Source organism: Actinoplanes sp. ATCC 53533, assembly GCF_003947245.1.
Genome location: NZ_QHHV01000104.1, coordinates 80733 through 92966, shown reverse-complemented (window position 1 = coordinate 92966; position 12234 = coordinate 80733). Strand labels below are relative to the sequence as shown.

11 protein-coding genes are annotated in these 12234 nt (G+C 70.9%); 3 read left to right on the top strand and 8 right to left on the bottom strand.

Going from position 1 to position 12234, the window contains the following annotated elements; translation table 11 throughout:
* Positions 1 to 32 precede the first annotated feature (32 nt).
* Positions 33 to 1022: an AraC family transcriptional regulator gene (locus DMB66_RS30930; protein WP_233624964.1), complete on the top strand. Its 990-nt coding sequence runs from the start codon at positions 33 to 35 to the stop codon at positions 1020 to 1022.
* Between the two features lie 1042 nt (positions 1023 to 2064).
* Here the strand turns inward: DMB66_RS30930 and DMB66_RS30925 are convergent.
* The 4 genes from DMB66_RS30925 to DMB66_RS30910 all read right to left on the bottom strand — a co-directional run bounded on the left by DMB66_RS30925 (position 2065) and on the right by DMB66_RS30910 (position 4620).
* Positions 2065 to 2598 (bottom strand): GNAT family N-acetyltransferase, encoded by a 534-nt coding sequence (locus tag DMB66_RS30925; protein ID WP_125807640.1) that lies wholly within the window; start codon positions 2596 to 2598, stop codon positions 2065 to 2067.
* Positions 2595 to 2876, bottom strand: coding sequence for an SCO0607 family lipoprotein (locus DMB66_RS30920; RefSeq protein ID WP_125807639.1), 282 nt, complete (start codon positions 2874 to 2876; stop codon positions 2595 to 2597). Before DMB66_RS30920 ends, DMB66_RS30925 begins: the two co-directional genes overlap by 4 nt.
* A gap of 70 nt (positions 2877 to 2946) precedes the next feature.
* Entirely contained in the window at positions 2947 to 3828 is an 882-nt protein-coding gene (locus DMB66_RS30915) for an LLM class F420-dependent oxidoreductase (protein WP_125807638.1), read from the bottom strand.
* A 111-nt stretch (positions 3829 to 3939) separates the two neighbouring features.
* The gene (locus tag DMB66_RS30910) at positions 3940 to 4620 is read right to left on the bottom strand and encodes a DUF2064 domain-containing protein (RefSeq protein ID WP_233624963.1); all 681 of its coding nucleotides are present in this window, start codon (positions 4618 to 4620) and stop codon (positions 3940 to 3942) included.
* 281 nt (positions 4621 to 4901) lie between these two features.
* On the opposite strand from DMB66_RS30910, the gene DMB66_RS30905 reads away from it, so the two are divergent.
* Positions 4902 to 5972: a lytic polysaccharide monooxygenase gene (locus tag DMB66_RS30905; protein ID WP_125807637.1), complete on the top strand. Its 1071-nt coding sequence runs from the start codon at positions 4902 to 4904 to the stop codon at positions 5970 to 5972.
* A 289-nt stretch (positions 5973 to 6261) separates the two neighbouring features.
* Here the strand turns inward: DMB66_RS30905 and DMB66_RS30900 are convergent, their stop codons facing one another.
* The 3 genes from DMB66_RS30900 to DMB66_RS30890 all read right to left on the bottom strand — a co-directional run bounded on the left by DMB66_RS30900 (position 6262) and on the right by DMB66_RS30890 (position 9512).
* Positions 6262 to 7272: a pectinesterase family protein gene (locus DMB66_RS30900; protein WP_125807636.1), complete on the bottom strand. Its 1011-nt coding sequence runs from the start codon at positions 7270 to 7272 to the stop codon at positions 6262 to 6264.
* Positions 7273 to 7347: 75 nt separating this feature from the next.
* Entirely contained in the window at positions 7348 to 8349 is a 1002-nt protein-coding gene (locus tag DMB66_RS30895; protein WP_233624962.1) for a polysaccharide lyase family 1 protein, read from the bottom strand.
* 176 nt (positions 8350 to 8525) lie between these two features.
* Positions 8526 to 9512 carry an arabinan endo-1,5-alpha-L-arabinosidase gene (locus DMB66_RS30890; RefSeq protein WP_125807635.1) on the bottom strand — a complete coding sequence of 329 codons (987 nt, stop codon included), beginning with the start codon at positions 9510 to 9512 and terminating at the stop codon, positions 8526 to 8528.
* Between the two features lie 205 nt (positions 9513 to 9717).
* Between DMB66_RS30890 and DMB66_RS30885 the strand changes: the two genes are divergently transcribed.
* Entirely contained in the window at positions 9718 to 11226 is a 1509-nt protein-coding gene (locus DMB66_RS30885; RefSeq protein WP_125807634.1) for a family 43 glycosylhydrolase, read from the top strand.
* Here DMB66_RS30885 and DMB66_RS30880 read toward each other — a convergent pair.
* Positions 11216 to 12160, bottom strand: a complete 945-nt coding sequence (locus tag DMB66_RS30880) for a LysR family transcriptional regulator (protein ID WP_125807633.1) — start codon at positions 12158 to 12160, stop codon at positions 11216 to 11218. The two genes, DMB66_RS30885 and DMB66_RS30880, sit on opposite strands and share 11 nt — an antisense overlap.
* Positions 12161 to 12234 lie beyond the last annotated feature (74 nt).

The following is a 12234-nucleotide window of genomic DNA, read 5'->3' as shown; positions in this document are numbered from 1 at the left end:
ACGGTAGGAGCCAACCGCAGGACAATCCATGAGTGGAAGTCCACCGGAACAAAGCAATCGTCTCGGCGGATCTGCTGAGTGCCGTGCTGCGTGAGCTCCGGTTCGAAAGCGCCGCCTACCGGTGGCTGGAGCTGGGCACGCCGTTCAGCATCGACTTCGACCAGGCCGGCCTGCGCGGCGTGCACATCATCGCCGAGGGCCGGTGCGAGCTGGTGCTGCGCGACGGGAAGGTCATCGCGCTGGCGGCCGGCGACGTCGTCATCCTGCCGAGCGGCGACTCGCACATCCTGCGCTCCCCCGGCCCGCCCACCTCCGGCCCGCCCACCGCCAGCCCGCGCTCCCCCAGCCCGCCCTCTTCCGGCCCGCCCACCGCCAGCCCGCCCGCTTCCGGCCCGCCCGCCGCGATCGGCGGTGCGGGCAACCGGACCGTCGTGGTCTGCGGGGCGTTCGTCGTCGGCGAACCGGATCACCCCGCCCTGCGCGGCATGCCCGCCGTCATCCACCTGCCGGGCACCGACGGCCGCCCGCCGGCCTGGGTAGCCACACTGGTGGACGCGCTGCGCGCGGAGGCGTTCGACGGCGGCCCGGGCAGCGACCTGGTCATGGCCCGGCTGTCCGACGCGCTGCTGATCCGGGCCCTGCGGCAGCACAGCGGCAGCGTCGACCGGCCCGGATGGCTGGCCGGACTGGGCGACCCGGGTATCGCAGCGGCCCTGGCCGCCATCCACGGCGACCTGGCGTACCCGTGGACGCTGCCCACGCTCGCCGCCACCGCCGGGCTGTCCCGGGCCGCCTTCGCGGCCCGCTTCACCGAGCGGGTGGGCCGGCCCGCGATGCGGTATCTGCTGTCGCTGCGGATGCAGCGGGCCCGCACGCTGCTACGCGACGAACGGGCAACGGTGGCGGCGATCGCGGGCCGGGTCGGGTACGGCTCGGACGTGGCGTTCGCGGCCGCGTTCAAGAGAGAGGTCGGCACCTCCCCGGGCGCCTACCGCCGCCGAACCACATCGGCCGGTAGCTGAACGAGGCCGCCGCGAGTCGGCATCCCCGGCTTTCGCCATTGGGAGGACCACTCAGGTCGCCGAGGCCACGAGTCACCTCCTGTCGATCGTGGTAGCCAGTAGCCCACCCGGGGGCCACCGGTGACCAGGGTCGCCGGGTTCGATCAGTCGCGTCGCCGGCACGCTGGGGCCCGTGGCTGGATCTTGTGGCGGGGTGGTCCGCTCCGTGCTCGCGCGCATCAATGTTGATTCTGGGTCGGCGACCCGGGGCAGATCTTGTAGCGATCCGGTGAGCTCCGCGCCACTACGGCACACCGTCGGACTCACACTGCAAGGACGGTTCCTGGTCCTCGGCCGCGGGCCAGAAGCCAGATCGAAGCCCGCCTCGATCGCCGCGCCAGGCCAGGCCACACCAGGGCCACGCCACGCCGGGCCGGGCCACGCCGGGCCGGGCCGGCGGCTCCTGCCGCCCAGCGACCCCGCCCCAACGCCTGTCGCTGCTCTGCTTCCCCATTGGAAACACCCCACGGTCGAGGCCCGGCATCAACCGAAGCAGAACCCGCACATCTCATCCAGTGTTTCCTATCGGGAAGCAGAGCAAAGGCAAGTCACCACCAACACCCCGCCGCCCGGACCCCCAGCGGCACCGGAGAACAAAAGTGCCGTAGCAGACTCAAACCCGGGCAGCCGAGACGAGACCTGGGTTGGTTGTCGCAGACCCGGCGAGTGGACGAGGCCCCCGCTGCACGGTCGGCAGGTGGTGGCGGTAGATGGCGCGGAGCCCACACAGCGGTCGCCGGAATGGCTGATGTGCGGGCGTGACCCCGCCACCCGAAAGCCGTGAGATCCTCACCGGCCCTCCATCGGCAAGTCGCGCGCGGGCCAGGACGCGAGCCGAGGACACCCCGCCTCGTGGGAGGAAGCGGTTCCGACGACTCGCATCGTGGACGCTGCCACCGGGATCGGCTATCGACAGGACGCGCCGGAGACGGGGAAGCAAGACCCCACGCGGCCACTTGCTGCGAAGGGCTCGACACGAGATTTCACCGTGGCCTGGTCCACCTCAGCCGGGTGCTGTGCTCTCCGGGGGCCGGAATGCCGTGGCGTAGATGCGGACCGGGCGGCCGTCGCGGGATGTGGTGTCGCGTTCGTGGGTGAGGCCGATTTTCTCGGCGACGCGCTGGGACGGGATGTTGTCCGGGTTGATGATTGCCGTCAGGCGCCGGAGGCCGAGGGTGTCGCGGGCGTAGGCGTGGCAGGCTGCCGCCGCCTCGGTGGCGTACCCGCGGCCCTGCAGCTCCGCACGCACGTGGTAACCGACCTCGATGTCCGTCACCCCGTCGATCTCCTGCGGGGTCAGGCCGCAGTCGCCCACGAACTCCCCGCTGCCGCGCAGCGTGACGACCCACAGGCCGAAACCCTCGCTCGCGTAGAGGCCCTGGTTCCAGGCGATCCAGTCCCGGGCTCCGGCCCGGTCGCGGACCCGGGGGTAGTAGCGCATCACGGCCGGGTCGCCCAGCAGCGCGGCCACGTCGTCGAGGTCGCCGGGGGTCATCCGGCGGAATGCCAGCCGGTCGGTGGCCTGGGGTGGGTTCATCCGGGTACGACGTTGCCCTTCTCGTCGACGACGACCTCGCTCCAGTATTCGTCCCACTTGTCGCCGACGTGCTCGGGCACCTTGCCCTTCGGGTAGCGGACGTAGCCCGCCGGTGGCTCCTGTCCCTTGGGGACGCAGTCCTGCCCGGTGGTCGTGCCCACGGCCTTGACGGGGTAGTCGTCGGAGCCGCAGATCGCGTCCGCGAAGCTGCAGCCCCCGGTCAACAGGGTGGCGGCCAGCGCCGCGGCGAGCGTCATACCGGTCAGTGTCTTTCGCATGCCGGCAAGTCTTTCCGAGCGCGACCGCCCGGGGATCCGCACGCGTACTCAGTGGAGTCCGAGTATCCGGTCACGCGAACTGCGGGATGACCTCGCTGGCGAAGCGCAGCATCGGCTCGTGGTCGTACGCCACCCGGGGCACGTAGACGATCACGTAGTCGGCGCCCGCCTCGACCATCTTCTCGATGCGGCCGATCGTCTCCGCGACCGGCTCGCCGGGCTTGAGCTCGCATCCGGTCGACTTGATGATCCGGTCGTAGTCGCGGCCCAGGTCGTCGCAGTGCCGGCGCAGCACGTCCAGCTTGTGGCGGATGATCGCGGGATCGCCGCCGCCCACGTTGCAGGCGTCGGCGTATTGGGCGACCAGCTTGAGCGTCACCTTCTCGCCGCCGCCGCCGAGCCAGAACGACGGGTGCGGCTTGCGGACGCCCTTCGGCTCGTTGATCGGCTTGTCGATGGAGTAGTGCCGGCCGGTGAAGACGGGCCGCTCCTCGGTCCACATCTTGTGCACGATCTCGACGGCCTCGCGGAACTCGCCCATCCGCTGCGGCACCTCGCGCCACTCGAAGCCGTATGCCTTCCACTCGTGCTCGTACCAGCCCGCGCCGAGGCCGGCGTAGAGGCGGCCGTGGCTGGCCACGTCCACGGTCGAGGCGATCTTGGCGTAGAGCGAGGGCTGGCGGTAGCCGTTGCAGCCGACCATCTGGCCGATGTTGACCCGGCTGGTGTCGCGGGCCAGCGTCGAGGTCACCGTCCAGCATTCGAAGGTCGTGTTGATCGTCGGCTCGGGGACCGTGTGGAAGTGGTCGTAGACCCACACCGAGTCCCAGGGGCCGGCGTCCGCGGCCTTGGCCACCGCCGTCATCGCCTCGTATTGCTCGACCGGGTCGGCGATCTCGGCCAGGTCCATCTTCCAGCCCTGCGGCACGAACACCCCGAAACGTACGCTCATACCCCGTAACCTACCGGATCTTGGCGAACAGCCGGGGCCCGAGATCCGCCGCGTGCGTTCCGGCGCGGTACTTCGCGTCACACCGGCCGCCGTCGACGGTGAGGTGACCGCTCAGGGGTGCGTCCCGCCCAGGTGGGCGACCGTCGCGGCGAACTCGCTGTCGGGCGGGCACAGCCCGGCGACGGCCCGCACGTCGGCGCCGCTGCCCAACTCGTGCAGGGTGGGCAGCATGGCGACGCGCAGGCCGAGCCGCAGCGACGCGACCGTCAGGGCGCCCGCGTCGGCCAGCGCCCCGGGCATGGTGCGCAGGAGCGCGCCGTGTGCCGGTTCGCGGAGGCCGAACGCCCACCAGCCCTCGCCGGTGGTGGGACCGAGCACCGCGTCGAAGTCGCGCAGCAGGTCGACGGCGTCGGCCAGCAGATCCGGGCTGAGCTGCGGCACCTGTGGTGCCAGCAGCAGCGCGACGCCCCGCTCGGCGCCACGGTCGGCGAAGGCGTAGGCGAGCGGTCCGACCTCGATCGACCAGCCGGGCATCGCCCGTACCGCGCGGAGCGTGTCGACGGTGGCCGCCGCGGCGATCATGGCAGCCGGCACGCCGCTCCAGGGCGGGTCCAGCCGGGCCGCCGGGCCGGTCAGGTCGGCCACGATCTGCACGCTGCACGGCCGCGCGGCCGGCGTCCGCCGGGGATGGCACGGATGGACCCGGCCGCCGACGGGTCGCCGCCCGACCACCGACGTGTCCCGGGTCCGCCGGGACGGCCGGCCGGCGTACGGCATGCCAGGTCGCGTCATCACCCATCCATTCCCCAGCCCCGGACCACGGCTGATGCCGCGCCCACCTGCACAGTGGCGAAAGAGGCCGGAAAGGTTGCCGGGATCCGGCGAATTTCTCGCCGATCCGCGGCCGGCGCCGACCGGACGCAGGATGCATTGACACACGCCGATCGGTCGGCGAGGCTGGGCGCGCACCCCGCCGGGCCAGGTGGCGGGCGGAGGCCATGGGCAGCCTTCGCCGTACCCCCCGCGACCCTGCCCTTTTCCTCGGGGCCCCTTTCTCACGGAGTGCTGAGCCCATGTCCTCTTCGCTACGAATCCGCATATTGATCAGCGGTCTCGCCGGGATCGTCGTGGCCGCGCTGGCCGCGGTCGTGCTCCCGGCCGGGCCCGCCGCCGCGCACGGCAACGTCACCGGGCCCGCGTCGCGCAACTACGGCTGCTACGAACGGTGGGGCAGCAAGTTCCAGGACCCGACGATGGCGACCCTCGATCCGATGTGCTGGCAGGCCTGGCAGGCCGACCCGAACGCCATGTGGAACTGGAACGGCCTCTTCCGCGAGGGCGTCGCCGGCAACCACCAGGCCGCCATCCCCGACGGCCAGCTCTGCAGCGCCGGGCGCACCCAGAGCGGTCGCTACAACGCCATGGACACCGTCGGCGACTGGACCCCCACGTCGGTGGGCAACAGCTTCAACGTGCGGTTGTTCGACGGCGCCCTGCACGGCGCCGACTACATCCGCGTCTATGTCACCAAGCCCGGCTTCAACCCGGTCACCACGGCCCTGAAGTGGTCGGATCTGGACCTGGTCAGCCAGATCGGCAACACGCCCGCCGCGCAGTGGACCTCGGTCAGCGGCGGCGTGCAGATCGACCTGCCGGTGGCGCTGTCCGGGCGGACCGGCCGGGCCATGGTCTACACCATCTGGCAGGCCAGCCACCTGGACCAGTCCTACTACTTCTGCAGCGACGTGGCCTTCGGCGGCACCACCCCGCCGACGACCCCGCCGCCGTCCACCCCGCCACCCACGACGCCGCCCACGACGCCCCCCACCTCGACGCCCCCGGCGACCGGTGCCTGCACGGCCACCTACGCGGTGACCTCATCGTGGCAGGGTGGCTTCCAGGGCGAGGTCAAGGTGACCGCCGGCCCCGCAGCGATCAAGGGCTGGACCGTCTCGCTCGCCTACCCCGCCGGCCAGACGATCCAGCAGGGCTGGAACGCCACCGTCTCGGCGAGCGGGAGCACGGTGACGGCCGTCAATGCCAGTTACAACGGCGCGCTGGCGGCCGGCGCGAGTACGACGTTCGGATTCATCGGCTCCGGCGCCAGCACCGTCCCGGCGGCGTCCTGCCGCGCGACTGTCTGAGCAATTCCTTAAGGTGCTTCCGGCAAGCCGCCAAGACAGTTACAGTCTTCTATGGGAGCGCTCCCAATCCATCCCCTCCCGTCCCCCTGGAGGTGACCCGGCAAGACCGACAACTGGCCCGGCTCCCGCACCACAATGTTCCGTCCGAACGGAATTGGACGGGGGATGAGGCGCCCTCCTCGTCCCCCGTCTCCCGTTCCGCGCTACGCGCGGGACGGCCCGAGCACCACGAAGGCCCGCGACGGCGTTCCCTCCGTCACGGGCCTTCGCGCTTGTCCGGCCGCTGCCGTCAGCCGGTGACCACGGGGTTCCACCCGTCGGAGCCGGCCAGGTACTTCTGGGCCGTGTAGTTCGCCGCCGCCGCGTCACTGAGCTGCGGACGGTTGCTGTTCACGGTCGCGCCGGCGCCGGTGTTGCGGTACTCCGACAGCCGGGCGTCCTTCCAGGAGAAGCCGCTCATGTCCGTCCACGGCTGGGCGGTGCGGATGTGCGCGCCGAGCGCCGTGTTGCGGATCAGCACCTGCGGATCCGCCGTGGTGTCGCCGCCGGGATGCCAGGGCCGGCCGAGGTAGACCGTGCCCGCGGCCGCGTCGCTGGTCAGCCGCGAATTGACGATCAATATCCCGTACGTGCGCGCACCCGGGGTCGCCGAGGCCGTCACATAGCCGTTGTTGGACTGATTGCGGGTCGACGAGAAGATCTCGCAGTTGTCGAAGACCGAGGTGCCGCTGCCGTAGATGAAATCGACGTCGCCCTCGACATAGCTCTTGTAGAAGTACGCCCGCACCGTGCCGTGGGTCAGCAGGGTGTCCTGATCGCCGATCAGCCGCACGTTGCGGAATTTCGCCCGGTCGGCCTTCACGTAGAGCGCCAGCGCCTGCGAGGCACCGTTGGTGCTCTCGTTGTAGTCGTTGCGGACGGTGAGATGGCGCATCTCGATGTCCTTGGCGCTGAGCAGCACCGTGGCGCTGCCGTCGGTCCCGTCGGTGTTCTGCGGCCGGCTCGCGGTGATGACGACGTCGGTGGCGACGCCCGTCGCACCGGTGAAGACGATGTTCGGCTTGGTGGACGGCACCACCACCCGGCCCGCGTAGGTGCCCTTCTTGATGGTGATGGTGGCGGTGCTGGAGTTGCCGGCCGGGACCAGGTCGACGGCCGCCTGCACGGTGCGGACCGTGCCGGAGCCGTCGGCCGCCACGGTGATCGAGACGGCGGCTTCCGCGGCGGAGACCCCGGCCACGGTGCCGGCGACGGCGGCGAGGCCGGCCAGGGTGGACGCGAGCAGCTTGCGGTGGATCATGGATCAGCTCCTGTCGGGGGGCGGAGAACGGAGAGCCCGGCCTCCCGTGTGGTGGGAGGCCGGGCATTCACCGGATCAGAGCGAGATGCGGCCCGCGCCCGCGTTGGCGGTCACGATGGACTTCACGCTGCTGGCGGCGTCCGCCGTGTAGCCGTACGGGATGGCCTTGACGCTGCCGCCGGTCTGGCCGCCGCCCGAACCGACCAGCAGGTTGCCCCGGGCGACCAGCGTGCCCGGCCCGGAGTCACCCTCGCCCAGGTGGAACGGGTCCGAGACACCCTCGAAGGAGTTGTTCTCGACCAGCACGCCGGCGCCCTCGGTGGAGGCCACGCCGTAGCCGCTGTTGTTGCGGTAGTAGTTGTTGTAGACGTGCACCGGGTTGCCGAAGCGCACCCGCGGGTGCCGCTGGGTCGACGCGTCGAACCAGTTGTGGTGGTAGGTCACCCGCAGGTGGCCGGTGTCCTGCGCGGCGTTGTCGTCGCTGTGGCCGAGCAGCATCGACTTGTCGTGGCTGTAGACGCGGTTCCAGGACACCGTGATGAAGTCCGAGCCGCGCTTGATGTCCACGGCGCCGTCGTAGCCGGCGGTGAAGGTGTTGTGGTCGACCCAGACGTTGGTGGCCGAGGTCTGGACGTTGATCGCGTCGTCGTTCCAGTTGCGGAACGTGATGTTGCGGATGATCACGTTGCGGTCGCCGTTGATGTTGAGGCCGCAGCCCGCGATCGTGGCGCCGGCGTTGCCGATGATGGTCTTGTTCGACCGCACCCGCAGCATGCCGGAGCAGGAGATCGTCCCGGAGACGCGGATGACCGCGGCCGAGCTGGAACCGAGCGCCGTGGTCAGCGCCGAGGCGCTGGTCACCGTGGTCGTCGCGGCGCTGCCGCCGCCGGTGGTGCCGCCGTTCTGGGTGCCCCAGCCGACCAGGTCGGTGATGGCCGCCAGCGTGCTCGGCGGGGCCGCGGCCGCGTTCTCGGCGGCGGACGCGGCGCCGGTCAGGGTGATGCCGGCGGTGACGAGAGCGAGTGCGGTCGCGCCGGCGGAGGTGCCCAGCACGAGCTGGCGCATGTTTCTGCGCATGGTGGTCTCCTTGACATTCGGTGAGTGCCGCGGGGTGGATCGCGGCGATCGAGGAACGGATGGGGGTGCCGGCTCCCCGCGCCCGCTTTGCCCGAAGCAAGCGCTTACCTCCTACAGAACAACACAGACGGATGTCAATGGGAAGGCAAAGGTGTTTGCAGGTTGTTTGCAGAGATTCAGTGGATGTACGGCCAGCCCGCCGCGTCGTAGCCGATCAGGTTGATGCCGAGATAGGGCGCGCCGCTGTCGGCGTAGTAGTGGTAGACCAGCACGTCACTGTCGGCGTCGGCGAGCACCGCCTGATGGCCCGGGCCGTGGATGGCGCCGTGCGAGGCGAGCACCTGGGTGCCGCCGCCGGCGGTCAGCGCGGTGCCGTTACGGTCGACGAAGGGCCCGGTCACGCTGGTCGACCGGCCGACCATGATCCGGTACGTGCTGGCGGCGCCGCGGCAGCAGAAATCGAACGACACCCAGAGGTAGTAGTACGAACCGTGCCGCACCAGGGTCGGCGCCTCGATCGCCCCGCCGCCGCGCCCGGCGAGGGCCCGGACCGTGCCGTCCGACCGCTTGCCGGTCGAGGCGCTGAGCGCGATCAGCTTGATGCCTGACCAGAACGATCCGAAGCTCAGCCACCACCCGCCCTGCGCGTCCACCACCAGGTTCGGGTCGATCGCGTTGTAGTCGTTGCCGCTGCCCGACTCGATCACCAGGCCCTGGTTCGTCCACGAGCCGGACGCCCCGGTGGTGCTGGTGGCCAGGAAGATCGCCGAGTGGTTCGAGCCGAAGGTGGACGCCGAGTAGTACAGGTAGTACCGCCCGTTGCGATACGAGATGTCGGGCGCCCAGAGGCTACGGCTGCCCCCGGTGTACGCCGTCGTCCAGCTCGCGCCGTTCGGGAAGACCGCGCCGGCGTCGCGGAAGGCCGTCCGGTCCGGCGAGGTCTTCAGCCGCAGGTTGTCGCCGGTGTACGCGACGAGGTAGCCGCCGGCGGGCGTCTTGACGATCGACGGGTCGTGCACCCCGGTGTCGCCGGTGACCCGGCCCGGATTCGGATAGTCGGCCGCCTCCGCGGTGGCGGCACCGGCCACCGCCAGCAGCACCCCGGCGACGACACCCGCCACCAGACCGCGCCGACCGGCGCGGCGCTCGTGGAGTTCCAGCATGGGACCCTCCCTGGTCGAGAAACGACGGTTCAGACAACGACATCTGTCGATGTCGTGCCGCAGTGTGGGCGGTAACAAGTTGGTCGTCAAGGTTTCCCGATTGTTTCGGGCAGATGAGGTCGAAGGTATTGACCAGCGCCGTTGTGAACGCTCACAATCGCCAGGCCGGACCGACCGGCGCGTGGCGACCACGAGGGATGAGCCGATGGAACCGCACCTGCGCCGGGGGTCCCGGCCACTGTTCCTGCTGGCCGCGGCGGTGCTGCTGATCGTGATCGCGATCGTCGCGCCGCCGTCGCAGGGCCGGGCGGCGGCCGCGACCACCTTCACCAACCCGGTGGCGGCCGCGCCGTACGGGGCCGATCCGTGGCTCGGCTACTACAACGGCAACTACTACCTGGCCGCGACGACCTGGAACTCCCGGCTGGTGATCAAGAAGGCGGCATCGGTGGCCGCGCTGGGCGGGGCGGCCGAGACGGTGGTCCACACCGGAACGGGCTCGTCGAACTGCTGCAACATGTGGGCTCCCTCGCTGCACCTGCTCGACGGCCCGAACGGGAAACGGTGGTATTACTACTACTCGGCCGGCCCGGCGGCGTGCTGCGACGGCCAGCGCTCGTACGTGCTGGAGAGCGACGGCACCGATCCGATGGGCCCGTACCACTACGCCGCCCAGCTCAACGTCCAGGCGGGCAACGGCTGGGCCATCGACGGCAGCGTCGCGACCATCAACGGCGCCAACTACTACTTCTACTCGTCCTGGGTCGGTAACCTGCAGAGCCTGTTCGTCGCCCCGATGAGCAACCCGTGGACCGTCAGCGCCTACGGCACCAAGCTCTCCTCGCCGTCGTACTCGTGGGAGACCTCCGGCGGCAACACCCAGGAGGCGCCGTACGTCCTGCAGCGCGGGGGCAAGACGTTCCTGACGTACTCGGCCAGCTCGTGCAACACCCCGGACTACAAGCTCGGCATGCTGACGCTGACCGGCAGCAACCCGCTGAGCGCGGCCGCGTGGACCAAGAAGAGCACCCCGATCTTCCAGCGGGCCGACGGCAACGGCGTCTACGGGCCGGGCGGGCAGGGCTTCTTCACCTCCCCCGACGGCACCGAGACCTGGGTCGTCTACCACGCCAACGAGACGGCCGGGCAGGGCTGCGGCGGCACGCGTACCACCCGGATCCAGAAGATCGGCTGGAACTCCGACGGCACGCCGAACCTGGGCACCCCGGCCGCGCTCGGCAGCACCCAGACCGCGCCGGCGGGCGACCCCGGCGGCAGCGTCACCTTCCCGGTGGCCGGCACCAGGTACCGCCTGATCAACCAGAACAGCGGCGCGGTGCTGGACGCGGTCAACTGCGGCACGGCCAACGGCACGGCGATCGACCAGTGGGCGTCGCTCGGCAACGCCTGCCAGCAATGGACCTTCGCCAAGGCGTCGAGCGGCTACTACACGATCACCAACGTGAACAGCGGCACCGTGCTCGACTCGGTCAACTGCGGCACCGCGGACGGCACGGCGGTCAACCTCTGGTCCGCGCTGGGCAACGCCTGCCAGCAGTGGAGCGTCACCCCGGTCAACGGGCGCTATCTCATCGCGAACCGGGGCAACGGCAAGGTCCTGGACGTGGCGAACTGCGCGACGGCCAACGGCGCGGCGGTGCGGCAGTGGGCCGCGCTCGGCAACACCTGCCAGGAGTGGCGGATCACGCCGTAGCGGCGCGGGCACACCGGCGCAGTTCCTCCAGCACGCACTGCGCCGGCGGGGTCGCCTCGACCGACGTCTGCACCACGGCGTAGATCGAGCGGCACACCGCCGGCGCGGTGACCGGCACCGCGACCAGGCCGCCCGGCAGGCTCGCGGTGCCGAGCCGCGGCAGCACGGTGATGCCGATCCCGGCCTCGACGAAGGCCAGCGCCGTCGGGTAGTCGTGCGCCTCGATCCGGAACGGCGGGCTGAAGCCGGCCGCCCGGCAGGCGTCGATCAGGTTCTCCCGGCACCAGCCCCGGGCGAAGTCGTTGTCGATCCAGCGCTCGCCGGCCAGGCGCGCCAGCTCCACGGCGTCGGCGCCGGCCAGCGGGTGCTCCGGCGGCACGACCACCACGTACGGGTCGTCCAGCAGATGGTGGGCACGGGTGTCGCGGGTGCCGGCGAAGTCCGGCGGCGCGACGAGCAGCTGGATGTCGACCCCCCGTCCAACCACCCCATCGCCGCCCTTGACCGGGCTGAAGGCTGCCCGCTTGGCCGAGCCGGCGGTGAAGTCGTCCCGCAGCTCCAGGTCGAGCCGCACGTCCGGATAGCGGCGCAGCAGGGCCCGGGCCACGGCGGGCAGCCACGCGGCGCCGACCGACGGAAAATACGCCATCGACAGCGAGCCGGTGCGCCCGTTGCGCAGGTCGGCCACGAAGGCCTCGACGTCGCCGAAGCGGCTCAGCGCCCCGTCGATCTGCTCGGCCAGCGCGAGCCCGATCGAGGTGGGCTCGATCCCCCGGCCGCTGCGGGCCAGCAGCACCAGGCCGGTCTCCCGCTGCAGCGCGGTGACCTGCTGGCTCACCGCCGAGGAGGTGTAGCCCAGGTTGGCCGCCGCGGCGTTGACCGAGCCGCTGGCCACCACGGCCCGGAAGACGCGCAGTCGATGAAGGTCCAGCATGACGACCACCGTACAGCAGGGCTTAACGATGCTGTAGAAACGGTTGCTTGTGCTTAATCGGCGCCAGCCCGAGA